The organism is Aquabacterium sp. T101, from assembly GCF_057219775.1.
In genome coordinates this window covers 1-24,604 of sequence record NZ_JBXVVZ010000010.1, presented here as the reverse complement: position 1 = coordinate 24,604, position 24,604 = coordinate 1, and the positions used below count along the sequence as shown (strand labels likewise).

26 protein-coding genes are annotated in these 24,604 nt (G+C 69.1%); 6 read left to right on the top strand and 20 right to left on the bottom strand.

Annotation, left to right across the window (positions count from 1 at the left end):
* Window position 1: 1 nt before the first annotated feature.
* The 17 genes from rnc to AC2EAQ_RS18100 all read right to left on the bottom strand — a co-directional run bounded on the left by rnc (window position 2) and on the right by AC2EAQ_RS18100 (window position 14,998).
* On the bottom strand, window positions 2-709 hold the full coding sequence (rnc, locus tag AC2EAQ_RS18180) for a ribonuclease III (protein ID WP_484645850.1): 708 nt from the start codon (window positions 707-709) through the stop codon (window positions 2-4).
* Window positions 710-732: 23 nt separating this feature from the next.
* Window positions 733-1,104 carry a DUF4845 domain-containing protein gene (locus AC2EAQ_RS18175; RefSeq protein WP_484645849.1) on the bottom strand — a complete coding sequence of 124 codons (372 nt, stop codon included), beginning with the start codon at window positions 1,102-1,104 and terminating at the stop codon, window positions 733-735.
* Between the two features lie 18 nt (window positions 1,105-1,122).
* On the bottom strand, window positions 1,123-2,097 hold the full coding sequence (gene lepB, locus AC2EAQ_RS18170; protein WP_484645848.1) for a signal peptidase I: 975 nt from the start codon (window positions 2,095-2,097) through the stop codon (window positions 1,123-1,125).
* Complete coding sequence (gene lepA / locus AC2EAQ_RS18165) at window positions 2,097-3,905, bottom strand: translation elongation factor 4 (protein ID WP_484645847.1); 1,809 nt, start codon at window positions 3,903-3,905, stop codon at window positions 2,097-2,099. Before lepA ends, lepB begins: the two co-directional genes overlap by 1 nt.
* Window positions 3,906-4,358: 453 nt before the next feature.
* Complete coding sequence (locus AC2EAQ_RS18160; RefSeq protein WP_484645846.1) at window positions 4,359-5,855, bottom strand: DegQ family serine endoprotease; 1,497 nt, start codon at window positions 5,853-5,855, stop codon at window positions 4,359-4,361.
* Between the two features lie 76 nt (window positions 5,856-5,931).
* On the bottom strand, window positions 5,932-6,954 hold the full coding sequence (locus AC2EAQ_RS18155; RefSeq protein ID WP_484645845.1) for a MucB/RseB family sigma factor regulatory protein: 1,023 nt from the start codon (window positions 6,952-6,954) through the stop codon (window positions 5,932-5,934).
* Window positions 6,955-7,578, bottom strand: coding sequence for a sigma-E factor negative regulatory protein (locus tag AC2EAQ_RS18150; protein WP_484645844.1), 624 nt, complete (start codon window positions 7,576-7,578; stop codon window positions 6,955-6,957). It abuts the gene before it with no gap.
* Between the two features lie 23 nt (window positions 7,579-7,601).
* A complete protein-coding gene (gene rpoE / locus AC2EAQ_RS18145; protein ID WP_484645843.1) occupies window positions 7,602-8,213 on the bottom strand; it encodes an RNA polymerase sigma factor RpoE in 612 nt (203 codons plus the stop codon).
* Window positions 8,214-8,220: 7 nt separating this feature from the next.
* A complete protein-coding gene (locus AC2EAQ_RS18140) occupies window positions 8,221-8,664 on the bottom strand; it encodes a hypothetical protein (protein ID WP_484645842.1) in 444 nt (147 codons plus the stop codon).
* An 11-nt stretch (window positions 8,665-8,675) separates the two neighbouring features.
* Window positions 8,676-9,920 (bottom strand): beta-ketoacyl-ACP synthase II, encoded by a 1,245-nt coding sequence (gene fabF / locus AC2EAQ_RS18135; protein ID WP_484645841.1) that lies wholly within the window; start codon window positions 9,918-9,920, stop codon window positions 8,676-8,678.
* Window positions 9,921-9,936: 16 nt separating this feature from the next.
* A complete protein-coding gene (gene acpP, locus AC2EAQ_RS18130; RefSeq protein WP_484645840.1) occupies window positions 9,937-10,179 on the bottom strand; it encodes an acyl carrier protein in 243 nt (80 codons plus the stop codon).
* A 110-nt stretch (window positions 10,180-10,289) separates the two neighbouring features.
* Window positions 10,290-11,021, bottom strand: a complete 732-nt coding sequence (gene fabG / locus AC2EAQ_RS18125; protein WP_484645839.1) for a 3-oxoacyl-ACP reductase FabG — start codon at window positions 11,019-11,021, stop codon at window positions 10,290-10,292.
* Window positions 11,018-11,956, bottom strand: a complete 939-nt coding sequence (gene fabD, locus AC2EAQ_RS18120) for an ACP S-malonyltransferase (RefSeq protein ID WP_484645838.1) — start codon at window positions 11,954-11,956, stop codon at window positions 11,018-11,020. Before fabD ends, fabG begins: the two co-directional genes overlap by 4 nt.
* Window positions 11,957-11,984: 28 nt before the next feature.
* A complete protein-coding gene (locus AC2EAQ_RS18115) occupies window positions 11,985-12,977 on the bottom strand; it encodes a beta-ketoacyl-ACP synthase III (RefSeq protein ID WP_484645837.1) in 993 nt (330 codons plus the stop codon).
* On the bottom strand, window positions 12,974-14,026 hold the full coding sequence (gene plsX, locus AC2EAQ_RS18110) for a phosphate acyltransferase PlsX (protein WP_484645927.1): 1,053 nt from the start codon (window positions 14,024-14,026) through the stop codon (window positions 12,974-12,976). The genes AC2EAQ_RS18115 and plsX overlap by 4 nt, the downstream gene beginning before the upstream one ends.
* 122 nt (window positions 14,027-14,148) lie before the next feature.
* On the bottom strand, window positions 14,149-14,331 hold the full coding sequence (rpmF, locus tag AC2EAQ_RS18105; RefSeq protein WP_109036156.1) for a 50S ribosomal protein L32: 183 nt from the start codon (window positions 14,329-14,331) through the stop codon (window positions 14,149-14,151).
* A gap of 127 nt (window positions 14,332-14,458) precedes the next feature.
* Complete coding sequence (locus tag AC2EAQ_RS18100; protein WP_484645836.1) at window positions 14,459-14,998, bottom strand: YceD family protein; 540 nt, start codon at window positions 14,996-14,998, stop codon at window positions 14,459-14,461.
* A 38-nt stretch (window positions 14,999-15,036) separates the two neighbouring features.
* Here AC2EAQ_RS18100 and AC2EAQ_RS18095 point away from each other — a divergent pair, with 38 nt between their 5' ends.
* The 3 genes from AC2EAQ_RS18095 (at window position 15,037) to AC2EAQ_RS18085 (ending at window position 17,832) form a co-directional block, all read left to right on the top strand.
* A complete protein-coding gene (locus AC2EAQ_RS18095) occupies window positions 15,037-15,627 on the top strand; it encodes a Maf family nucleotide pyrophosphatase (protein ID WP_484645835.1) in 591 nt (196 codons plus the stop codon).
* 88 nt (window positions 15,628-15,715) lie between these two features.
* Window positions 15,716-17,050: a capsule assembly Wzi family protein gene (locus AC2EAQ_RS18090; RefSeq protein ID WP_484645834.1), complete on the top strand. Its 1,335-nt coding sequence runs from the start codon at window positions 15,716-15,718 to the stop codon at window positions 17,048-17,050.
* A complete protein-coding gene (locus AC2EAQ_RS18085) occupies window positions 17,050-17,832 on the top strand; it encodes an SAM-dependent methyltransferase (RefSeq protein WP_484645833.1) in 783 nt (260 codons plus the stop codon). Before AC2EAQ_RS18090 ends, AC2EAQ_RS18085 begins: the two co-directional genes overlap by 1 nt.
* Here AC2EAQ_RS18085 and AC2EAQ_RS18080 read toward each other — a convergent pair.
* From AC2EAQ_RS18080 to AC2EAQ_RS18070, 3 genes are read right to left on the bottom strand one after another with little or no spacing between them, the layout of a single operon-like run.
* Window positions 17,800-18,174 carry a VanZ family protein gene (locus AC2EAQ_RS18080; RefSeq protein WP_484645832.1) on the bottom strand — a complete coding sequence of 125 codons (375 nt, stop codon included), beginning with the start codon at window positions 18,172-18,174 and terminating at the stop codon, window positions 17,800-17,802. The two genes, AC2EAQ_RS18085 and AC2EAQ_RS18080, sit on opposite strands and share 33 nt — an antisense overlap.
* 5 nt (window positions 18,175-18,179) lie before the next feature.
* Window positions 18,180-19,610: a DEAD/DEAH box helicase gene (locus AC2EAQ_RS18075; protein WP_484645831.1), complete on the bottom strand. Its 1,431-nt coding sequence runs from the start codon at window positions 19,608-19,610 to the stop codon at window positions 18,180-18,182.
* Between the two features lie 7 nt (window positions 19,611-19,617).
* Window positions 19,618-20,730 carry an MraY family glycosyltransferase gene (locus AC2EAQ_RS18070; RefSeq protein ID WP_484645830.1) on the bottom strand — a complete coding sequence of 371 codons (1,113 nt, stop codon included), beginning with the start codon at window positions 20,728-20,730 and terminating at the stop codon, window positions 19,618-19,620.
* Between the two features lie 177 nt (window positions 20,731-20,907).
* Here AC2EAQ_RS18070 and AC2EAQ_RS18065 point away from each other — a divergent pair, with 177 nt between their 5' ends.
* The 3 genes from AC2EAQ_RS18065 to AC2EAQ_RS18055 are packed head-to-tail and all read left to right on the top strand — an operon-like array spanning window position 20,908 to window position 24,307.
* Window positions 20,908-22,773, top strand: a complete 1,866-nt coding sequence (locus AC2EAQ_RS18065) for an SLBB domain-containing protein (protein WP_484645829.1) — start codon at window positions 20,908-20,910, stop codon at window positions 22,771-22,773.
* Between the two features lie 6 nt (window positions 22,774-22,779).
* Window positions 22,780-23,952: a Wzz/FepE/Etk N-terminal domain-containing protein gene (locus AC2EAQ_RS18060; protein ID WP_484645828.1), complete on the top strand. Its 1,173-nt coding sequence runs from the start codon at window positions 22,780-22,782 to the stop codon at window positions 23,950-23,952.
* Window positions 23,945-24,307, top strand: coding sequence for a phosphomannose isomerase type II C-terminal cupin domain (locus AC2EAQ_RS18055; RefSeq protein WP_484645827.1), 363 nt, complete (start codon window positions 23,945-23,947; stop codon window positions 24,305-24,307). The genes AC2EAQ_RS18060 and AC2EAQ_RS18055 overlap by 8 nt, the downstream gene beginning before the upstream one ends.
* Window positions 24,308-24,604: the final 297 nt, after the last annotated feature.

Sequence of the window (24,604 nt, the reverse complement as noted above, 5' to 3'; positions counted from 1 at the left end):
CTCAGGCGCGCAGCGGGCCGTCGGGCCGGTCGCTGGCCTTCAGGCTGGCCAGCATGCGGTGGGCGGCGTCCTGCTCCGCGGCGCGGCGCGAACGGCCCTCGCCGCGCTCGGTCAGGCCGAGCGCCGGCACGGCGCATTCGACGTCGAAGGTCTGCGCATGCGACTGGCCGCGCGTGGCGACGATCCGGTAGGCCGGCACCGGCAGCTTGCGCGCCTGCAGCCATTCCTGCAGTTCGGTCTTGGCGTCCTTGGCCCAGTTGTCGATGCCGGTGCTGGCGATGACCTCGCCGAACAGCCGCTGCACCAGGGCCTGGGCCTTGGCGAAGCCGCCGTCCAGGAAGGCCGCGCCGATCAGCGCCTCCAGGGCGTCGGCCAGGATCGACGGCCGGGCGGCGCCGCCGCCTCGGGCCTCGCCCTCGGACAGGCGCAGCACCTCGGGCAGGCCCACGGCCGCGGCCACGCGGGCCAGGCTGTCCTCGCGCACGAGGTGGGCGCGCACGCGGGTGAGGTCGCCTTCGTCGGAACCGGCGAAGCGCTGATACAGCAGGGCCGAGACGGCCGTCTGCAGCACCGCGTCGCCGAGGAACTCGAGCCGCTCGTTGTGCTCGGAGCCGGCGCTGCGGTGCGTGAGCGCGCGCTGCAGCAGGGCCGGATCGGCGAAATCGAGCCCCAGACGCTGCTGCAGTGCCGACAGGCGCGGATCGACCATCGCGGCGGCGACCCGGGGGCCGCTCAGTTGGACCGGCCCTCGCCGGAATACTTGATCAGCAGGTACACGGGCTCGAAGATCGGCACTTCCTTGTTGTACTCGAAGCGGATCACGACCTTGTCGTTCTCCTTCGTGATCTGCAGGTCCTGGCCGCTGACGCTGGAGATGGAGTACTCGATGTCGCGCTGGCGGTCGAAGGCCTTGCGCGCCTCGGCCACCGTGCCCGGCTGCTCCTGGGCGATCTTCTTGACGGTGCGCAGGACGGTCGTGTACTCGTTGATCGTGGGCAGCACGCGCACCACGATCAGTGCGACGAAGGCCACCACGATGGCCCAGATCAGCAGGCCGATCAGCGAGATGCCGGACTGGCTTCGGAACGATGCAGCACGCAACATGAATCGACTCTCCGACGGTCAGCGGAAACCACCGATACGGCCGAGGTTACCGAAATTCATCCACACCAAGAAGGCCCGGCCGACCAGATTGCGGTCCGGGACGAAACCCCAGTAGCGCGAATCGATGGAATTGTCACGGTTGTCGCCCATGACGAAATAGTGCCCTGCGGGCACCTTGCAGGTGACGCCCTCGGCGCTGTAGCGGCAGGCCTCGCGCATCGGGAAGGCCTCGACGCCCGAGATGAACGGCGGCCGGTCGTCGCGCAGCAGGATGCGGTGTTCGGCCTTGTCGAGCGACTCGACGAGCTGGCGCGCGTAACGCTGGCTGTCCTCGTCGTAGTAGTCGGGCAAGGGGCTGGCCGCGATCGGCTTGCCGTTGAGCGTGAGCGTCTTGTTCAGCCACGCCACCTCGTCGCCGGGCACGCCGATGACGCGCTTGATGTAGTCGGTGCGCGGGTCGGGCGGGTAGCGGAACACCACCACGTCGCCGCGCTGCGGGTCGCCGTTGGCGACGATCTTGCGGTTGATCACCGGCAGGCGGATGCCGTAGTCGAACTTGTTCACCAGGATCAGGTCGCCCGACTCGAGGGTGGGCAGCATCGAGCCCGAGGGGATCTTGAACGGCTCGAACAGGAACGACCGCAGCAGGAACACCACCAGGATCACCGGGAACAGGCCGGCGGTCCAGTCGAGCCACCAGGGCTGCATCAGCAGGCGCTGGCGCGCGTCCTCGATGTTGCCGTCGACCCGGTCGATGCCCTGGCGGGCCAGCTCGGCGCGCCGCGCCGCGTCCTGCGCCTGAAGCGCGTCGGCGGCCGCCTGGCGCGCGGGCAGGAAGTGGAAACGCTCGGCCAGCCAGTAGCCCAGCGTCACCAGCGTGAGCAGGAACAGCAGCAGCGCGAAGTCGCCGATCCACCGGCCCATGAACCAGCCGCCGAGGTAGACCGCCAGCACCGCGTACAGCGCGGCGGTCAGGGTGCCCATGAAACCCATCAGTCGTCCACTTGAAGAATGGCCAGGAAAGCCTCCTGAGGCACCTCGACCGTACCGATCTGCTTCATGCGCTTCTTGCCGGCCTTTTGCTTTTCGAGCAGCTTGCGCTTGCGCGTGATGTCGCCGCCGTAGCATTTTGCCAGCACGTTCTTGCGCAGCGCCTTGATGTTCTCGCGCGCGATGATGTTGGCGCCGATGGCGGCCTGGATCGCCACGTCGTACATCTGGCGCGGGATCTGCTCGCGCATCTTGGCCGCCACGGCGCGGCCGCGGTACTGGCTCTGCGCCCGGTGCACGATCATCGCCAGGGGGTCGACCTTGTCGCCGTTGATCAGGATGTCGACCTTCACCACGTCGGCCGCGCGGTACTCCTTGAAGGCGTAGTCCATGCTGGCGTAGCCGCGCGACACGCTCTTGAGCTTGTCGAAGAAGTCCAGCACGATCTCCGCCAGCGGCAGCTCATAGGTCAGGTGGACCTGCTTGCCGTGATAGGCCATGTTGAGCTGCACGCCGCGCTTCTGGTTGCACAGCGTCATCACCGGCCCGACGCAGTCCTGCGGCATGTACAGCTGCACGGTGACGATCGGCTCGCGGATCTCGCGGATGCGCCCCATGTCGGGCATCTTGCTCGGGTTCTCGACCATCTCCACCGTGCCGTCGCCGAGTTCCACCTCGTAGACCACGCTGGGGGCGGTGGTGACCAGGTCCTGGTCGAACTCGCGCTCCAGCCGCTCCTGGACGATCTCCATGTGCAGCAGGCCGAGGAAGCCGCAGCGGAAGCCGAAGCCCAGGGCCTGGCTCACCTCGGGCTCGTAGCGCAGGCTGCTGTCGTTGAGCTTGAGCTTCTCGAGCGCGTCCCGCAGCGAGTCGTACTCGCTTGCTTCGGTGGGGTACAGCCCGGCGAACACCTGCGGCTGGATCTCCTTGAAGCCCGGCAGCGGCTCGGTGGCCGGGCCGGCGTTGTTGGGCAGCTTCTTCTCCAGCGTGATGGTGTCGCCCACCTTGGCCGCCTGCAGCTCCTTGATGCCGGCGATCAGGAAGCCGACCTCGCCGGCGCGCAGCTCGTCGCGTGGCGACGACTTGGGCGTGAACACGCCCAGCTGCTCCAGCGGATAGACGGCGTTGGTGGCCATCATCCGGATGCGGTCGCCCTTGCGCAGCACGCCGTCGACCACCCGGGCCAGCATCACCACGCCGACGTAGTTGTCGAACCAGCTGTCGATGATCATGGCCCGCGGCGGACCGTCCGGGCGGCCGCGCGGCGGCGGCATGCGGGTGATCACCGCCTCCAGGATCTCGTCGATGCCCTCGCCCGTCTTGGCCGAGCACGGGATCGCATCGGTGGCGTCGATGCCGATCACGTCCTCGATCTCGGCCTTGGCGCGCTCCGGGTCGGCCTGGGGCAGGTCCATCTTGTTGAGCACCGGCACCACCTCGACGTGCAGGTCGAGCGCGGTGTAGCAGTTGGCCACCGTCTGGGCCTCGACGCCCTGGCTGGCGTCCACCACCAGCAGCGCCCCCTCGCAGGCCGACAGCGAGCGGCTGACCTCGTAGCTGAAGTCGACGTGCCCGGGGGTGTCGATCAGGTTGAGGTTGTAGACCTTGCCGTTGCGGGCGGTGTAGTTCAGCGCAGCCGTCTGGGCCTTGATGGTGATGCCGCGCTCGCGCTCGATGTCCATCGAGTCCAGCACCTGAGCCTCCATCTCGCGGTCCGACAGTCCGCCGCAGCGCTGGATGATCCGGTCGGCCAGCGTGCTCTTGCCGTGGTCGATGTGGGCAATGATCGAGAAGTTGCGGATGTGGTCCATGGAGAAGGCGTCGGAGCGCGTCGGCGGCACTCAGCGGGGGTGTCGCGCGCAGGGCGTCGAGGAGCGTGCCCTACGGGCGAAAAAAAGGCGCGTCGAAGAGGGGACGCGCCTTCCAACAAAACGTATGGCAACTGCTTGTTGGGCTTTCATTGTAGCCAAAGCAACCCCGCCGGAACCCGCGCCAACCCTCGTTTTTTCGTCGTTGCAGGGTTCCAACAGGGAATTTCATACACAGGTTATCCACAAACCCTTGTGGAAGGCCTGGGGACAGTTTCCGGCCTTGCGGGAAGACGCACCGCCGGCATGGAAAAGCCCCAGGGCAAGGGCTCATTATAGGTTCCGGACGTGATGAATCCGGTCGCCACCGTCGCGTAAGTTGGCGACCGCTTCCAACCCGAGGCCATTTGCCGGCACGGCGGACATTCCGTGATGCGGAATGTCCGGGTGGCCCAGTCAGCGGGCGGTCGGCCGGATGACCATGTAATTGGTCCAGTCGCCGCGGCGCACCATCACGCTGGCCGGCTTGGTCTTGTCCAGCTTGGCCACCAGCGCATTGAACTGCTTGGCGTCGGTGACCTCGGTGTTGTCGAGCGCGACGATCACGTCGCCCTCGCGCATGCCGGCCCGCGCCGCGGCACCTTCCACCGACTCGACGCGCACGCCGCCGCGCAGCTTCAGTTCCTTCTTCTGCGCGTCGGTCAGGTCGGCCACGGCCAGGCCGATCGCCGTCTTGGGCTGCGGCGCGGGCGGCGCTTCGCCGGACTGGGCCACGCGGCGCGCGCGCTCGGGCTCGAACTCGACCACGGTGACGCTGACGTCGCGGGTCTGGCCGCGGCGGTACAGCTGCAGCGTGGTCTTCGCGCCCGGCTTGGTGGCGCCGATCAGGCGCGGCAGATCACCCGAACGCTCGACCGGCTTGCCGTCGACCTTGACGATGATGTCGCCGGGCTCCACGCCGGCCTTGTCCGCCGGCAGGCCGGCCTCGATGCCCTGCACCAGCGCCCCGCGCGGCGCGCCCAGGCCGATCGCCTCGGCCACTTCCTTGGTCACCGGGGCGATGGTCACGCCGATGCGGCCGCGGATGACCCGGCCGTTGGCGCGCAGCTGGTCGGCCACGCGCATCGCCTCGTCGATCGGGATCGCGAAGCTGATGCCCATGAAGCCGCCCGAGCGGCTGTAGATCTGCGAGTTGATGCCGATCACCTCGCCGCGCATGTTGATCAGCGGCCCCCCGGAGTTGCCGGGGTTGATCGCCACGTCGGTCTGGATCATCGGCAGGAAGTCGCCGGTGTCGCGCTGCTTGGCGCTGACGATGCCGGCGGTGACGGTGTTGTCCAGCCCGAACGGCGCGCCAATGGCCATCACCCAGGCGCCCACCTTGAGCGCGTTCACGTCGCCGATCTTCACCGCCGGCAGACCGGTGGCCTCGATCTTGACCACCGCGACGTCGGTGCGGCGGTCGGCGCCGACGATGCGGGCCTTGAACTCGCGCCGGTCCGTCAGGGTCACGATGACCTCGTCGGCACCGTCCACCACATGGGCATTGGTCATCACGTAGCCGTCGGCGGTGAGCACGAAGCCCGAGCCGACGCCGCGCTGCTGGGGCTCGCTCTCGTCGGGCTGCTGCGGGGCGCCGCGGCGCGGCGTGCCGCGTTCGTTGGGCAGCGGGATGCCGAAGCGCCGGAAGAACTCGCGCATCTGCTCGTCGATCTCGCCGCCGGCGGCCGACCCGGGCCGCGCGCGCTCGGAGGTCCGGATGTTGACCACCGCCGGCCCGACCCGGTCGACCAGTTCGGTGAAGTCCGGCAGCTCGCGCACGACCGCCGCGGACTGCGCCACGGCGGGACGGGGCGCCAGCTGGAAAGCGGCCGCCGCCATCACCACGACGGCGGATGCGCCCAGCACCCAGCGGGCCGCGACAGAGGGGATTCTGGAAGTCTTGGAGTTCATGGCAGGTTCCGACACCGGAAGGACTTGGGGTTGGGACACACAGCAGCGCACGACGGGTCGGCGCCGATGACAGGAATCAACGCGTTCGCTCGAGGGCCGCGGCGAACTGCTTGAGCGTGGCCATCGGCACGTCGCCCATCACGGTGACCTGATGCGCGCCCACGGTCTGCATCCAGGTGTGCGTGGCCCCGGTGGCGGCGCCGCCGGTGCGCGGGCGGTCCGCCCGGGCGGGCTCGATGAACAGCGACACATGCGTCAGGCCGTCGGTGAAGATGGCCTGGACCACCTCGGCGCCGTCGCCCGTCGCCTTGACGGCGTCGTGGCCGAGCCGCCGCTTGACGCAACTGGTCTGGCGGAACCCGGGCACGGGCGACTTGATCTGCCAGCCCTCGGCCTCGAGCGTGGTGCGGTGGTGCACCGCCTTGGTGACCTGCCAGCCGTCCAGCGAGCGCATGGCGGCCTGGACGGTGTCGGGCTTGCTGCGCGGCCCCAATGTGACGTCGCTGAAGGCGCTGGTCTCGAGCACGCGCCCGTCCGCCGCGAGCACGTCGGTGCGCAGCAGCAGGCCCGTGCTGCGCTCGGACCAGACCCGCTGCGCGAAACGGCTCGCATCGCGCGGCCGCAGCAGGTAGATCGCGGCCTCGTGGCCGGCCAGGCGTCCCAAGCCTTCGGCCACGAGGTCGTAGCGGTCGAACAGGTGTTCGTCGCTGCCGGCCTGGAGCGCGGGAAACGGCTGGATCGGATCGCGCTGGTCGAGCCGCGCGGTCCGGGTCTGTGGCCAGAGCGTCAGCACCTGATCGTTGTGCCGGAGCACCTTGCGCGGCTGCCCGTCGAGCACGTCGACCCGCTCATAGGCGTTGGGGCCCTCGCACACATGCGTCACCCTGGAGCTGGAGATGCTGCCGCCCGACGTGACCACCAGCGTGCCCTGGTAGCTGCGCTGCGTGGCGGCCTGGTGCACCCGCTGCAGCCACAGGCGGGCATCGGCGGCGGACACCGCCTCTCCCGCGGCACGGGTCGGCGCCTGAGCCAGCAGCGTCGCCGCGCCCACCAGCAGGGCGGCGCAGCCGGGCCAGCGCAGGGTCGCTACCGAGGTCATTCAGCGCGCCGGTTCCACCACCGACACGTTGCGGACCGCGCCGCCGGGCAGCGCCAGCGTCGACGTGGTCGAGTACTGCCGGTGCGCAGCCAGGTATCGGTCAAGTTCGCTGTTGCGGATGAGCGTGGCCTGTTCCGGCCAGGCCACCACGGCCACCGACGGCGCGCCGGGGGCATCGGCGGCACCCGCCTGCACCACCGCGGTGCCGGGCACCGATGCCAGCGTCGCGCCGCCCGCCACGCCGGGCTCGGGCGCGCGCAGGATCACCATCACGCCTGCGACCGCCGCGAAGCCGGCCGCGACGGCGCCGGACAGCGCCCAGCCCCGGCGGCGACGCGACTTCGCGTAACGCGCCCCCGAGTCCGGCGTCGGCGCCAGCACCACCGGCTCGGCGGCCATCCGCTCGCGCAGCCGGCCCAGGAAGGCGGCGTCGCGCGCCGGGTCGCTGCGATGCTCGTCGCTGCGCAGCAGATCGCCGATCAGGTGGTAGGTGTGCCAGTCCTCGCGCGCCGCAGGGTCGCGCCGCCAGGCACCACAGGCTGCGTCCGCCGCCTGGGCGTCTCCGTCCATCAGGGCGGAAAGGGCTGCCCGCCGGGCCGATAGATCGTCGTCTGGGTGCTGCATGGTCGTGTTTCCTGGGAACTCGGCTACCAACGCTCGCCTTCGCGGGTTCCGAGCAAGGGCCGCAACCGCGTTGCGATCGCTTCCCGGGCACGAAAGATCCGCGACCGCACGGTTCCGATAGGGCAATTCATCACGTCGGCAATCTCTTCGTAGCTCAGGCCCTCGATCTCACGCAGCACGATGGCCTGGCGCAGATCTTCGCTCAGCGACTCGATGGCTGCATTGACCGTCGCCGCGATCTCCTTGCTGGCAAGCAAGGATTCCGGGCTGGAGCCATCGCTTAGTTCGTTCTCGACCCGGGAAGGTTCCTCCCCGTCCTCGGTGGAAACCATGGCGGACTCGCTGACCAGGGGGTCGCGCTTGAGTTCCATCAGGGCTTTCTTGGCCGAGTTGACCGCGATCCGGTACAGCCACGTGTAGAACGCGCTCTCGCCCCGGAACTGGGGCAGCGCACGGTAGGCGCGGATGAAGGTCTCCTGGGCGATGTCCTGCACCAGGTCGGCGTCACGCACCATCCGGCCGATCAGGCGCTCGATGCGGCGCTGGTACTTCACGACCAGCATCTCGAACGCGCTGACGTCGCCGCGCTTGGCGCGCTCGACGAGCAGGGCGTCGGCGTCGGACGCTTCGGTCATCGCTGCCTCACGCCAGCGGCACGGGCTCGGGATCGCCCGAGCCTTGCGCATACAGCGCTGCCCTGAGGCCGGCCCGGTCGCCAGCGTTCGCCGCCGTGGCCACCACGACCCAGAGCGCGCGCCCTGAGGCGGTGCGGATCGACAGCAGCAGTCGGCTGCCGGCGTCGACGGCCACGGTGGCGCGGCATGCCTCGCCGCGCCAGAGCCAGACGCGGCCGTCCCAGCCCAGATCCCCCGTGGCCTGGCCGTGCCAGGACCGTGCCGCGGCGATGGCGGCCGACGCCAGCGCCAGGAGCAAGGCCGCGACGCCTGCGGCAGCCTCGCTGCAGCCCACGCGCAGCAGGGCCCACGCCGACACATTGGCCACCGCGGCCGCCCACACGGCGGCCACGAAGGCGGCCCACCCGGTGCTGCGGGCGATGGTCACGCGCACGGGCGGCGCGGCGTGCACGGGCCGGCGCCTCAGGCGCGGCGGAACAGCAGGGTGCCGTTGGTGCCGCCGAAGCCGAAGTTGTTCTTTGCTGCCACGTCGATCTTCATCTCCCGGGCCGTGTTGGCGCAGTAGTCCAGGTCGCACTCGGGATCCTGGTTGAAGATGTTGATCGTGGGCGGGCTGACCTGGTGGTGAACCGCCAGCACCGTGAACACGGACTCGATGCCGCCGGCACCGCCGAGCAGGTGGCCCGTCATCGACTTGGTGGAATTGACCACCAGCTTGCGGGCGTGATCGCCGAAGGCCAGCTTGATGGCGTTGGTCTCGTTCACGTCGCCCAGCGGCGTGCTCGTGCCATGGGCATTCAGGTACTGGACCTGGTCGGCATTGAGGCCCGCATTGCGCAGCGCGGCCTTCATGCTGCGCTTGGGCCCGTCGACGTCGGGCGCCGTCATGTGGTGGGCGTCGGCCCCCATGCCGAAGCCCGCCAGCTCGGCGTAGATCTTCGCGCCGCGCTTGCGGGCGTGCTCGTACTCCTCGAGCACCAGCACGCCGGCGCCCTCGCCCAGCACGAAGCCGTCGCGGTCCTTGTCCCAGGGGCGCGACGCCGTGGCGGGATCGTCGTTGCGGGTGGACAGCGCCCGCGCGGCGGCGAAGCCGCCGATGCCCAGGGGCGACACCGTGCTCTCGGCGCCGCCGGCGATCATCACGTCGGCGTCGCCATACTCGATCAGCCGACCGGCGGCACCGATGCAGTGCAGGCCGGTGGTGCAGGCGGTGACGATGGCCAGGTTGGGGCCCTTGAATCCGTAGTGGATCGAGACGTGCCCCGAGATCATGTTGATGATCGATGCCGGCACGAAGAACGGCGAGATGCGCCGCGGGCCGCGGGTGCGGTACTCCTCGTGCGTGGCCTCGATCATCGGCAGCCCGCCGATGCCCGACCCCACCATCACGCCGATGCGCTCGGCGCGGTCCTCGTCCAGCGCCTCGCCCGTGGGCAGCCCCGCGTCGCGTACCGCCTGGATCGACGCCGCCATGCCGTAGTGGATGAAGGTGTCCATGTGCCGGGCTTCCTTCGCGGGGAAGTAGTCCTCGACATTGAAACCCTTCACCTCGCCGGCGAATCGGCACGCCAGTGCCGATGCGTCGAACTTGGTGACGTTGGCGATGCCCGAGCGGCCGGCCACGAGACTGGCCCAGCCTTCGGAGACCGAATTGCCCACCGGGCTGATCAGCCCGAGCCCGGTGACGACGACCCTGCGACGGCTCATGCGGGGGTGCCGGACGTCAGGCGGCCTTCTGGTGCGACTTGGCGTAGTCGATGGCCAGCTGCACCGTGGTGATCTTCTCGGCTTCCTCGTCCGGGATCTCGATGCCGAACTCGTCCTCGAGGGCCATCACCAGTTCGACCGTGTCCAGCGAGTCCGCGCCGAGGTCGGCGACGAAGGCCTTCTCGTTGGTCACGTCGGCTTCGGGCACGCCGAGCTGCTCGGCAACGATCTTCTTGACACGGGCTTCGATATCGCTCATTGACTCCTCCAGGAGTAGGGAAACGCAAAACGGCCCGGATTCTACGCGGCGCGGGTCACCCCCCTCGGGGGCCCTCGAATGCCGCGGACCGGTCGGGCGGAACCGGAAGGTCAGTTCATGAACATGCCGCCGTTGACATGCAGCTCGGCGCCGGTGATGTAGCCGGCCTCCTCGGACGCGAGAAAGGCGACCGTGGCGGCGATCTCCTGCGGCGTGCCCAGGCGGCCCAGCGGGATCTGCTGCATCAGCGCGTTCTTCTGGGCCTCGGGCAGGTGCTCGGTCATGTCGGTGGCGATGAAGCCGGGCGCCACGCAGTTGACGGTGACGTTGCGGCTGCCCAGTTCGCGCGCCAGTGCCCGCGTCATGCCGGCCACGCCGGCCTTGGCGGCAGCGTAGTTGGCCTGGCCCGGGTTGCCCGACGCGCCCACCACCGACGTGATGTTGATGATGCGGCCGAAGCGCTGCTTCATCATCGGGCGCATGGCCGCGCGGCTGGCGCGGAACACCGCCTTGAGGTTGGTGTCCTGCACCGCGTCCCAGTCGTCGTCCTTCATGCGCATGGCCAGGCCGTCGCGCGTGATGCCCGCGTTGTTCACTAGGATGTGCAGCCCGCCGAGGCGCTTGACGATGGCGTCGATGGCGGCGTCCAGCGCCGGACCGTCGGTCACGTCCAGCACGATGCCCTCGCCGCCGAACGGGGCCAGGGCCTCGGCAATGCCCGCCGCCCCGGCCTCGGACGTGGCGGTGCCCACGACGCGGGCGCCACGCTCTGCCAGGGTCAAGGCGATCGCGCGGCCGATGCCGCGGGACGCGCCGGTCACGAGAGCGATACGGTCCTTCACGACAGCTGCCCCTTCACTTCGGCCAGCGACGACGGGTCGAACAGGGTCGACGCGGCCACAGCCGGGTCGATGCGCTTGACCATGCCGGCCAGCACCTTGCCCGGACCGCACTCGACCATGTGGCCGAGGCCGCGGCCGGCCAGCGCGCGCACCGCCTCGACCCAGCGCACGGGACCGAAGGCCTGCCGGACCAGCGCGTCGCGGATCGCCTGCGGATCGGTCGGCGCGGCCACGTCGATGTTGTTGACGACCGGGATCGACGGCGCGGCCAGTGCCACCGAGGCCAGGCGCTCCTTCAGGCGGTCCGCAGCCGGCTTCATCAGGCTCGAATGGAAGGGCGCGGACACGGCCAGCGGCAGCGCGCGCTTCGCGCCCCGGGCCTTGAGCAGCTCGCAGGCGGCATCGACGCCGGCCTTGGTGCCGGCGATCACGGTCTGCTTCGGGTCGTTGAAGTTGACGGCCTCGACGGCCTGGCCGCTGGAGGCGGCGGCGTCGGCACAGCCCGCGACCACGGCGTCGGCCTCCAGGCCGAGGATGGCGGCCATGGCGCCCATGCCCACCGGCACCGCGTCCTGCATCGCCTGGGCCCGGAAGCGCACCAGCGGCACCGCGTCGGCCAGCGTCAGCGCGCCGGCGGCCACCAGCGCGGTGTATTCGCCGAGCGAATGCCCGGCCACCGCCGCCGGCGCGGCCCCGCCCTCGGCGCGCCAGGCGCGGTAGCAGGCGATGCCGGCCGTCAGCATCACCGGCTGGGTGTTGGTGGTGAGGTCGAGCGACTCCTTCGGGCCCTCGCGGATCAGGCGGGCGAGGTCCTCGCCGAGCGCCTGCGAGGCTTCCGCCAGCGTGTCGCGCACCGCAGGGTGGTCGCCCCAGGCGTCGAGCATGCCCACGGCCTGGGATCCCTGGCCGGGAAACAGAAACGCGAATGCGTGCATCGATGTCCCCTGTTGTCGTCGGTGCGGCTCAGAAGTCGAGCAGCGCCGCACCCCATGTGAAGCCGCCGCCGACGCCTTCGAGCATCAGGCGATGCCCGCGCCGCACGCGGCCCTGGCGCACCGCGGCGTCCAGCGCCAGCGGGATCGACGCGGCCGACGTGTTGCCGTGCTCGTCCACCGTGACGACCAGCTTCTCGGGCGCCAGCCTCAGCTTGCGCGCCGTGCCCTGCATGATCCGGATGTTGGCCTGGTGCGGGATCAGGAAGTCGATGTCGGCTTCGGTGCGGCCGGCCTTGGCCAGCACCGAGCGCGCCACGTCCTCGAGCACGCCCACCGCCAGCTTGAACACCGCCTGGCCGTCCATCTTCAGCGTGGGGTCGCCGAGCACCTTGCCGCCGGCCACGGTGCCGGGCGTGCACAGGATGCCGGCATGGCGGCCGTCGGCATGCAGTTCCGTGGCCAGCAGCCCGGGCTCGTCGCTGGCCTCCAGCACCACGGCCCCCGCCCCGTCGCCGAACAGCACGCAGGTGGTGCGGTCGTCGAAGTCGAGGATGCGCGAGAACACCTCGGCGCCGATCACCAGCGCCGTGCGGGCGGCGCCGGTGCGGATGAGCGAGTCCGCCACGGTGAGCGCAAAAATGAAGCCGGAGCACACGGCCTGCACGTCGAACGCGGCCGACCCGTTGTGCACGCCGAGCTTGGCCTGCAGCAGCGTCGCCGTCGACGGAAACACCATGTCCGGCGTCGAGGTGGCCACGATGATGAGGTCGACGTCGGCCGCGCTGCGCCCGGCGGATTCGAGGGCGGCGCGGGCGGCCACCAGGGCCAGGTCGCTGCACACCTCGCCTTCGGCGGCGAAGTGGCGCGCCCGGATGCCGGTGCGCTCGACGATCCAGTCGTCGGACGTCTCCACGCCGCGTGCGGCGAGTTCGCGGGCCAGGTCGGCATTGGTGACGCGCCGCGCCGGCAGGTGGCTGCCCGTGCCCGTGATGCGCGAGAAGCGCGGAAGGGACTGGTTCATGCGGCTTGGGTCGAGGCTTCGGCGACCGGCATCGCGCGCATCGACTCTGCGATGCGGCCCTGCACCCGGTCGAGCAGGCGATTGCGCGCCGCATCATAAGCGCGCGTGAGCGCCTGCTCGAAGGCGAACGCGTCCGCCGAGCCGTGGCTCTTGAAGACCAGGCCGCGCAGGCCCAGCAGCGCCGCGCCGTTGTAGCGCCGGTGGTCGACGCGGTCCTTGAACCGCTTGAGCACCGGCAGGGCCGCCAGGGCCGCGAGGCGCGTCAGCGCACTGCGGGTGAACTCCTGGCGGATGAAGTCGCTGAGCATGCCGGCCAGGCCCTCGCTGGCCTTGAGCACGACGTTGCCGACGAAGCCGTCGCAGACGACGATGTCGGTGGTGCCGGCATAGATGTCGTTGCCCTCGACGTTGCCGTGGAAGGCCAGGTGCCCCGCGGCGGCGGCGGCCCGCATCAACTCGGCCGCGCGCTTGATGGTGTCGCTGCCCTTGATCGCCTCTTCGCCGATGTTGAGCAGGCCCACCGTGGGATCGCTCTTGCCTTCCACCGCCGACACCAGGGCACTGCCCATCACCGCGAACTGCAGCAGGTGCTCCGGCGTGCAGTCGACGTTGGCACCGAGGTCCAGCACGGTGGTGAAACCGTCGCGGCGGTTGGGCAGGACGGTGGCGATGGCCGGGCGGTCGATGCCTTCCATCGTCTTGAGGATGTAGCGCGCCACGGCCATCAGCGCGCCGGTGTTGCCGGCCGAGACGCAGGCGTGCGCGGCGTCGGGGGCGCCGGGCTCCTGCCTGAGCTGGGCGATCGCCACGCGCATCGAGGAGTCCTTGCGGCGGCGCAGCGCCACCTCGACGGCGTCGTCCATCGCGACGACCTCGCTGGCATGGACGACGCGGGTGCGCGGCCAGCCGGCAGCGGCATCGACGGCCTCCGGACGGCCGACGAGCACCAGCTCGGCGTCGGGGTGCTTGTCCAGGAAGGCCCTGCAGGCCGGCAGGGTGACGGACGGGCCGTGATCGCCGCCCATCACGTCGACAGCCAGCCGCACCAGGGGCAGTGGAGGCAACGTTGCTTGCAAGGTCGTCCGCAGACTGTGCGACGGCTAGCGGGGCTTCGCCGTCGGCCCGACCGGACGCGCAGGCGTCCGCGCGCCGGGCGGAGCCGGGTCGACGATCAGGCGTCGGCCTTGGTCTTCAGGACCTTGCGGCCACGGTAGAAGCCGGTCGGGCTGATGTGGTGACGCAGGTGCGTCTCGCCGGTGGTGGCCTCGACGGCGGTGCCGGGCGTGACCAGGGCGTTGTGCGAACGGTGCATGCCGCGCTTGGACGGCGACTTCTTGTTTTGCTGGACGGCCATGATGGGCTCCTACAGGGCTGCTCGTCGGACCCTGCCGGAAGGACGTTCCGGATCTCGACGTGAAGGGGGGCAGGCAACCGGGCAGGCTGCCGCGCGAAAAGCCGCGAAGTATAGCAAAGGCGGCTGTTCAGCGCCCTCCGGGGCGCTTCAGGGCCGCCAGGGCCGCGAACGGGTTGGCCTGGGGCTCCTCCGGCAGGTCCGCGGCGGGCACCGGTAGGGGGGCCGGGCAAATGTCGTGCCGGGGCACGATCGGCAGGGCCAGCAGCAGTTCGTCCTCCACCAGTGCCTGCAGGTCGAACTGGGCGCTGGCCACGAGGACGTCCTCCTCCGCCTCCGCGTCGAGTTCCGCCGCCGTGGCCTCGTCGTCGACGAATAGCATCTCGCGGTCGACTTCCAGGGGCAGCAGCACGGGCTGCAGGCAGCGCTGGCATTCGCGCGCCACGCCCGCCGCCACGGTGAGGCGAACGCGCTTCTCCGGACGCCCGGCGTGCACCTTGCGCTCCGAGAACACCGCCGACCAGACCACGGGCTGGTCCGTTCCGGCCCTCGTGCCGGGCTCGATCAGGCGCTCGAAGCCGGCCAGGGGCGAGCGGCCTTCCAGCGCCCAGCCCTGCGCGCAGGCCGCGGCCACGTCGATTCGTCGGGGATCCTTCTCGCGCCTGCCCATGAAGCCAGTTTACGGCCGCGCCCGACGACAATCGCCGCATGTCCCTGCCCCGCCTCGTCCTCGCGTCCACCTCGCCCTACCGGCGCGAACTGCTGTCCCGCCTGCGTCTGCCCTTCGACGTGACGGCCCCGGGGGTCGACGAGACGCCGTCTCCCGGCGAGCCGCCCGCGGCGCTGGCACTGCGCCTGGCCCTGGCCAAGGCCGAAGCCGTGGCCCGCCTGCAGCCCGACGCCGTGGTCATCGGCAGCGACCAGGTGGCCGACCTCGACGGCGTGCCGATCGGCAAGCCGCTGGTGCACGACAGGGCTGTGGCGCAGCTGCGGGCCATGAGCGGGCGCACCGTGGTGTTCCAGACCGCCGTGGCGGCGGTGCGCGCCGACACCGGGTTCGCCAAGGCGCTGCTCGCCCCGGTGCGGGTGCGGTTCCGCTCCCTGGACGACGCCCGCATCGAGCACTACCTGCGGGTCGAGCAGCCCTACGACTGCGCCGGCAGCGCCCGCAGCGAATCGCTCGGCATCGCGCTGCTCGAGTCGATCGAGTCGGACGACCCCACGGCGCTCGTCGGCCTGCCGCTGATCCGCACCTGCTCGCTGCTGCGCGAGGCCGGCCTCGACCCGCTCAGTAGTTGATTTCCGGGCATTCGTGGCTGCTGGCGCAGTGGCTAGGTGACGCGACCCATGCTCCGCGCCCGGGACTTCCCGGGCGGGGCTGGTTTGCATGGAACACTGGAATCTTACGAAGTGGCACCCTCTGGGGCGGTACTTGATGGTGAGCGCGGCCCTGCTGACCCAGACGCCATGCCTGGCCGGGCCGACGCTGGATACCGCGCTCGATTGGACGCCGCGCGAGCAGGTGAGTTACTGGACATCCACCCTCCGGCACGCCGGCCAGCCCAGGGAGGGCCTCGTCACGGTCCTGTCGGGGCCTGGCCCCGACGCGCCTTGGTTGGTCCCCGGCGGCAGCGCTGGGCGCTTGAGCGCCCACCTCGTTTCCAGGGTCCATCAGCTCGACAGCACCGGCTCGGTGCGATGGCGTGCAGGCTTCGGTTGGAGCGACGGGCCACGTCCCAGTTGGAGCTTCGACGGCACGATGGTCGCAACCGCAATCGGCCGATCCGAGATCTACGCGTCGGTCGAGCGCAGACACTGGGGCCCCGGCTGGGTGGGCAGCCTCATCCTGGACGCTGCCGCCACGGCATTGCCAGCTGTCGGCTGGCGTCGACCAGAGTCGCCCCATTCAGCTTCGGACGGAGGCCTCCCCTTGCTCGGGCCCTGGAGCGCCGACGTATTCATAGGGCGGCTGCAGGGTCACACCGAGCCCCGTCGACCTACTCTCGTAGGCACTCGCCTGCAGTTCCGCCCGACACCTAGTCTGTCGATCGGCCTGTCCCGCACCTTGCAGTGGGGTGGCCAGGGACGCGACGAGAGCCTGCGTTCGCTCGTCGGCGGACTGCTGGGCCGGGACAACCTCGGAGCTTCCGGGGTGAACCTGGCCAACGAACCGGGCAACCAGCTAGCCGGCTTCGACTGGCACTGGCGGTCGCTCCCCGAGGGAGAGCTGTCTTGGTATGGACAGGTCATCGGCGAGGACGAAGCCGGGCTGATGCCCAGCAAGAACATGATCCTGCTCGGTGCAGATGCCAGCCTGGTGCTGGGTCACACCATGGCACGCCTATTTCTCGAAGCCGCCGACACCACGGCCGGCGCTCTGCGCCCGGACCCCGCCTACGGTGCCGCGTACCGGCATCACGCCTTCCGCCAGGGCTACACCCATGCCGGGGCGCTGCTGGGGCACCCGATGGGCGGCGATATGCAACTGCTGAGCCTGGGCGTCGCCATGCGCAGCGGCCCCTGGAGTTGGATGGCAACGCTGGGCTCGGGCCGAGCCAACGAAACCGCGCAGCGCTTCGCAAACGGACCCGTTCGAACACTCAACCTGTCAGTTCACGGAGACGCATCACGAGACGGGAGGCTCGGAGCGGGGCTGTGGTGGTCATCCGATCGCCGCCAGCGGCGCGGGGCCGCCCAGCTGTGGTGGCAACATCGCAGTTGATGCAACCCCTTTCAGGCAATGCGACCGGGACGATCTGGCTGGTGCCCAACACGCTCGACCTCGGCACCGACGCCGCGGGCCCGCTGGACGACACCCTGCCCGCCGGCGTGCTGCGGCGTGCGGCCACGCTGACCCACTGGGTGGTGGAGGACGCCAAGACCGCCCGCGCCTTCCTCAAGCGCGTCGGTGCGCTGCAACCGCTGGCGCTGCCGCTGCAGGCGATCGACATCCGCGAGATGCCCCGGCCACCCAAGGACGGTCGGGCGGCGGCTGACGACGCGGCCTGGCAGGCGCTGCTGGCACCGGCCCGGGCCGGTGCCGACCTGGGCGTGCTCAGCGAAGCCGGAATGCCCTGCGTGGCCGACCCGGGTGCGCGCCTGGTGGCCGCAGCCCAGGCCGCCGGCTTGACCGTCGTGCCCATGGCCGGTGCGACGTCGCTGATGCTGGCGCTGGCATCCAGCGGACTGCACGGGCAGAGCTTCGCCTTCGTGGGCTACCTGCCGACCGAAGGGCGGGATCGCGCAGTGCGCGTCGCGGAGCTCGAAGCCCGATCCCGCCGGGACAGCCAGACCCAGATCGCCATCGAGACCCCGTACCGCAATGCCGCCTTGGCCGCGGCGCTGCTCGAAGCCCTGAAGCCCGACACGCTGCTGTGCGTGGCCTGCGGGCTGACGCTGCCGGGAGGATGGTGCCGCACCCGCACGGTGAAGCAATGGCGCCAGGCGCCACCGACGTTCGAGGACCGCAGGCTACCGGCCGTGTTCCTGTGGCTGGCCGCCTGAGAGTCGACGCCGCCAGGCCCGGGTCACCAGCCAGCCGAGCGACACGCCTGCGGCATCGGCCACCATGTCCTGCATCGACGCCGCACGGGTGGCGGTCAGGGACTGCGCGAACTCGATGAGGCCGCCATAGGCCAGCAAGGCCAGCGCCAGGCCCCAGCCCGGGCGGAAGCCCGCCTTGAGGCCCATCCACCAGAGCAGGCCGAAGTACCAGAGGTGGTGGATCTTGTCGGCATGGGGGAACCAGTTCTCGGGCCCCTGGTGCGGCGCCAGAGGCCGCACCGCGAAGGCCACGCCCCCCGCCATCAGCAGCACGAGCGCCACACGCCAGGCGCGCGACGACATCGCGCTCAGGCCTTGCCGCCGCCCAGCAGGGACGCCACCTTGCGCTTGGGACGGATGTTGGGCGACACGGTCCGCGACGCCGACACGGTCGGGTCGCCGGAGGGGGCCGCATCGGCGGCCGCCGGTTCGGGCATCTTCGACTCGTAGGGACGGTCGAAGAACGGGTCGGACGCGGGCTTCGGGCTCGCCGCGCGCACGGGCCGCGGCTCGTAGGCCGCCGGCGCGTCGTCACGCTCGCGCGGCTCGCGCCGCGGCCGCCGCGGGCGGTCGTCCTCGAGTTCGAAGGGCTCGATCTCGAGCTTCTTCTTGATCAGCTTCTCGATGTCCGACACCAGGCGCGAGTCGTCTCGCGTGACCAGCGTGACGGCCAGGCCCGAGGCGCCCGCGCGGCCGGTGCGGCCGATGCGGTGCACATAGTCCTCGGCGTTGAAGGGCACGTCGAAATTGAACACGGCGGGCAGGTCCGCGATGTCCAGGCCGCGCGCGGCCACGTCGGTGGCCACCAGCAGCTCGACCTCGCCGCGCTTGAACGCCTCGAGCGACTTCAGGCGCTCGTCCTGGCTCTTGTCGCCGTGCAGGGCGGCGGTCTTCAGGCCGTCGCGCTCGAACGAGCGCGCCAGCCGGGCCGCGCCGAGCTTGGAGTTGACGAACACGATCGCCTGGGTGAGCTGGCGGTCGCGCAGCAACTGGCGCACCACGCGCCGCTTGTCGTCGTCGGACACGCTGTAGAAGCGCTGCTCCACCGTGGAGGCCGTGGCATTGGGCCGGGCCACCTCGACCGAGACGGGGTCCTGCAGGTAGCTCTGCGCCAGGCGGCGGATCTCGGGCGAGAACGTGGCGGAGAACAGCAGCGTCTGGCGCTGCTTGGGCAGGTAGGACAGGATGCGCTGCAGGTCCGGCAGGAAGCCGATGTCGAGCATGCGGTCGGCCTCGTCCAGCACCACGTACTCCACCTGATGCAGTGCGCAGTTCTTGGCCTCGATGTGGTCCAGCAGGCGGCCGGGCGTGGCGATCAGCACCTCGACGCCGGCCTTGAGCTCGGCCGTCTGGGGCTTCATGTCCACGCCGCCGAACACGACCAGGCTGCGCAGCTGGGTCTGCTTGGCGTACTTGGCGACGTTCTCGGCCACCTGCACCGCCAGCTCGCGCGTGGGCGTCAGCACCAGGGCGCGCACGGGGTGGCGCGCGGGCGAGGTGCTCGGGTTCTCGTGCCGCATCATCTTCTGCAGCAGCGGCAGCGTGAACGCCGCCGTCTTGCCGGTGCCGGTCTGGGCGGCGCCCATGACGTCGCGCCCGTCGAGCACGAACGGGATGGCCTTGGCCTGGATCGGCGTCATCGACGTATAGCCGCTGTCGGCCACGGCCTTGAGCAGCTTGGGATCGAGCGCGAGGGTGTCGAACCGGACGGTTTCGACGGGCGGGGTTTCGGGGTTCACCCGGGGATTATCCCTCGCGGGGCGGACGGGACGGGCGGAACACCAGCCAGCGCGGGGCCTTGAAGCGGACGATGCGCCAGTAGAGCGCGACGTAGACGACGCCGAAGGCCACGATGAACCCGAGCTGAATCGGCGTGCTGTCGTAGAACAGGATGGCAGGCACCACTGACAAGGAGCAAAGAATCCAAAGGTATGGTGAAGTCATGGAGTTGCGGCGCGTCAGCTCCCGGGCTGTGCGCTCCCCCGCCGCCCATCTCATGAATCTCCGATAGATGAGGCTGTGCAAGTGCGCACCGTCGGGCATCCCAATGGGGCGGCCTCGTAGCCACTTGCGCCTGTAGATCGAAAACAGTGTCTCGAACACGGGGTAGATGCACAGCAGCAGCGGGAACATTGGGGAGACCTCGGGATGACGCCGCAGTACCAAGATAGCGAGCTCGGCGACATAGAAGCCCAGAAAGTAGGCCCCACCATCGCCCAAGAACACGAGCCCGGCCGGGAAGTTCCAAACGAAGAAGCCAAACAATGCGGCTATGCCGATGAGGGAAAGCATCGCAATCGTCGAGTCTCCGAGTTCGAAAGCGACGTATGCGATGCCTGCCAACATTAGCGCCACGCACATCGAAGCGAGGCCGTTGAATCCGTCGATGATGTTCACCGCGTTTGCGACACCGGCAACCACGAAGACGGTAATCACAAAGGCCCCAGCCGTAAATCCAACGATCCAATCTACTCCGATGAGGTCCGTCCTGCGAATTGACGCGTCGACCAGTACGAAGGCCAGACCCGCTGAAACGGCGGTGAAGAACAGTCTCCTGCGCGGGCTCTGTGACTTGGTAAGGTCTTCTGCCAGTCCACTGAGGAACGCAGGCAATCCGGCTACCAAGAGCAACACAGAAAGCCGAGCGTCAATGCGACCTAAGGAGACAGCCAGGATTGCCGCAATGACCACACCCACGAAGATGCCCAAGCCACCAACGCGAGGCACAGGACGGGCGTGGAACTTCTGCGGGCCAGACAAGTCGTGGTCACCGACAAACTTGGCGATGCGCGGGGCAGCTCGGACGACCGCCAGGGTGACCAGGAAAGCGGCGAAGAACGCCAAGGCAAGCATCCACATGGCTCCGGAGTGTAGTGAGGCCGGATCTGAGCAGCGTTGGCTCTTTCGGCCGGCGAGTCGGTCTGGGGCGGCGAAGGTCCCCTAGAATTCGCGCCATCTTCACGTCGTGCCAAGTGCCGGGCAGCCGGCGCCGGCACGTCTCCCGCCGCAACTTCTGACCCACGTGCAAGGGCAACGATGATCGAGACCGCGCAACGCCTGGCCGCTTCAATGCTATGCGTTGGTTTGGTGATGATCGCCGGGCTCCAGCAGGCCTATGCGCAGCCGTCGGGTTCGTCTGCGGCCACGTCGGAGGCATCTTCCGGACCTATCCGCCTGCGCCAGCCGCTTCCTGCAGCCGTAGCCGCCAGCGCACCCGCTGCTGCTCGACCTGCGGAGCGCCCTTCGCAACGGCAGGAGGCGCCCGCTCCGTCCGAGTTCGAACAGCATGTGCAGCGGATCGTCGGGCCTACGTCGTTGATCCGCCGGTTCGGTGCGGACCTGATGGCCGAGCAGAGCCCCGAGAGCGTGGAAGCTGCGCCGCTGGTGCCGGCCGACTATGTGCTCAAGCCGGGTGACGAGTTGCTGTTGACCCTGTGGGGCTCCGTCGACGCCGACATGCGGCTGCAGGTGGACCGCAGCGGGCGCGTCACGATCCCGCGGGTCGGGCCGGTCGCCCTGAGCGGTGTGCGCTACGCGGATCTGCCGGGTGTCCTGACGCAGAGAGTGGGGCAGGTGTTCCGGAACTTCCAGCTGTCCGTGGCGCTGAGCCAGGTCCGGGGGCAGCGGGTGTACGTGACGGGCTTCGTCAACAGGCCCGGCGCCTATGTGGTGGGCGGCCTTTCCTCGGTGGCCCAGGTCCTGCTGGCCGCCGGTGGGCCGACCACCGCAGGTAGCTTTCGCAACATCGAGGTGCGCCGCGGCAAGGATCGCGTCGCCACGCTCGACCTCTACGACATCCTCATGCGCGGCGATCGATCGTCCGACCGGGTGCTCCAGGTCGAAGATGTGATCCATGTCGGCCCCGTGGGCCACCAGGTGGCCATGATCGGCAGCGTCAATCGCCCCGGCATCTTCGAATTGAAGCCGCAGGAGACGCTGGGTGACCTGATCGTCATGGCCGGTGGACTGGCCGCCGTGGCCGACCCGACCCGGGTCGCGCTGGAGCAGTTGGACGACCGGGCCAGCGTGCGGATCGTGCAGGTCCCGCTGCCGCAGGGCGCGGGCACGAGGCTGGCCCAGGGCACGGTGGTGCGTGCCTTCAGCGCCGTCGACGTCGCCTTGCCAGTCCAGCGACAGAACAAGAGGGTGCGCGTGGAAGGCGAGGTGCTTCGTCCGGGCGAGTACGTCCTGCCGCCATCCAGCACCGTGGCCGACGCGCTGGCTGCCGCGGGCGGCCTGACTCCGGGCGCATTCGTGTTCGGCACCGAGTTCAGCCGGGAAAGTGTTCGCCTGAACCAGCAGCAGAACTACGACCGCGCGCTCCGGGACCTGGAGACCGAACTGGCGCGGGCCGGCACCACGCAACGCGCGGCCACCGGTGCCGACGAGGTGGCGGCGCAGGCAGCGCGGACCCAGGGCAACGAGCGCCTGCTCGCCACCCTGAGGAGCCTCAAGCCCAATGGGCGCATCGTGCTCCAGCTCGAGCCGGGCAGTCGGGAACTTCCCGCCCTGGCGCTGGAAGATGGCGACAGGCTGTACGTGCCTGCACGCCCCACCACGGTCGGCGTGTTCGGATCCGTCTTCAACGGCGGAAGCTATCTCCACGGCGAAGGGCGCACCTTGAGCGACTACCTGGGGCTGGCCGGCGGCCCGACACGGGGCGCGGACGAGTCCAGCACGTTCGTCATCCGGGCCAACGGCAGCGTGGTCAGCCGCAAGCAGGAAGGCGGATGGCTGGGAGGCAAGGCTCCGTTGCTGGCGATGCGCGCCGAGCCCGGCGACACCGTGTTCGTTCCGGAAGAGCTGAACAAGACCACGTTCATCCAGAACGCCAAGGACTGGACGCAGATCCTCTACCAGTTCGGCCTGGGTATCGCCGGCCTTGTTTCGGCGTCGAGGTAACCGGGTATGCCTCAGCAACCTGTATCGGCTGAGATTGCAGAAGAAGACGGCGTCGGTGCCTTCGATGTCGCTCTTCCGTTGGCCCAGCACTGGGTGCTGATCGTCTTCGGCGCGCTTCTGATCGGCTTACTGGCATTGGGAATTACTTACCTGATCCCGAAGACCTACACGTCTCGCACTGTGTTTCTCCCACCGCAACAGCAGCAAAGCACGGCAGCTGCGGCGCTCGCACAGTTCGGGGCACTGTCAGGACTGGCCGGCGCAGTCACAGGTATCAAGAGTCCTGCGGACCAATACGTGGCATTGCTGCAGAGCACCACAGTGGCAGATCGCCTGATTGACCAGTTCAAGTTGATGCAGGTCTATGACGAGGAGTTCAGGTTCAAGGCAAGGGAAGAGTTGGCGCGCAATTCTCGGATCGCAATTGGCAGGAAAGACGGCATGATCACGGTAGAAGTGGACGACCGCGATCCGAAGCGTGCGGCCGACATCGCCAACCGTTATGTCGAGGAATTGCGCCTGGTGACGGGGCAGCTTGCGCTCACGGAAGCCCAACAGCGCCGGGCCTTTTTCCAATCTCAGCTTGCCCAAGCTCGTGACCGCCTGACCGCCGCTCAGCAGAGCCTGCAGGCCAGCGGTTTTTCTCAAGGTGCCCTGAAGGCAGACGCCCGTGCATCGGCGGAGAGCTATGCCCGACTCCGCGCCGAAACCACCGCTGCCGAAGTGCGACTTCAAGCGCTAAGGCGCTCGCTGGCGGACAGCACGCCGGAAGTTCAGCAGGCCCTTTCCACGCTGGGTGCGTTACGCAGCCAGCTAGCCTTGCAGGAACAAACTGGTGACCAGACAGGTGGGCCAGACTACGTCAGCAAGTTCCGTGAGTTCAAGTATCAGGAAGCTCTGTTTGAGCTCTTCGCGCGTCAATACGAGTTGGCGCGCGTCGACGAAAGCAGAGAAGGCGCGCTAATCCAGGTCATTGACACTGCCACCCCCGCCGAATGGAAAAGTCGACCCAAGCGAGCCATCATTTCTTTCGTCGCGGCGCTGTGCGCATTCTTGGTTCTGGCTGTGTTCGTACTGTTGCGCCATGCGATGCGCCGTGCTGAGAAGCAGCCCGACGTCTCGGCCAAGCTCGACCAGCTGAGGATGGCCCTTGGGCGGCGACGGTCATCGAATGCATAACGAAGAATTGAGTTCAGCCAAGACTTTTCGTCCCTGGGGCTGGTACGAGAGCTTGGTGGCAGAGCAGGGATACCAAGTCAAGCGAATCGTTGTCGACCCCGGCGCCAGCCTTTCGTTGCAGCTTCACCGCCATCGGTCAGAGCACTGGGTGGTGGTCCGCGGACAAGCAGACGTGGTAAACGGAACGCTTGATTTGCGCCTGTCGGAGAACCAGAGCACGTTCATTCCCGTCGGCTGCCGACATCGCCTGTCGAACCCGGGACCAGCGCCCCTCGAAGTGATTGAAGTGCAATGCGGGAGCTACCTCGGGGAAGATGACATCGAACGCTTCGAGGACCGCTACGGCCGTTCCTGAGGCCAGAGCTGGCCGCAAAGCATTGCTAGAATCGTCAGCGTTCATATAATGAACGCCACTCGACAGCTTCACTGTCCCTTGACACGCGCTCCCATCGATTCCGACGCCGCAGAGTTGGCGGTATTGCGTCTGTTGCAGGACGAGCCCACGCTAAGTCAACGGGAACTGTCGAGGGCGATGTCCCGCTCGCTGTTGAACCGTGACCGGTGACGGCTCCTCGGTGGACATGCTACGCGGCCTTCAAGACGGCGCCGTTGTCGCTTTCGGGGCGACGGCCATCCAGGGCCTTGAGGAGGG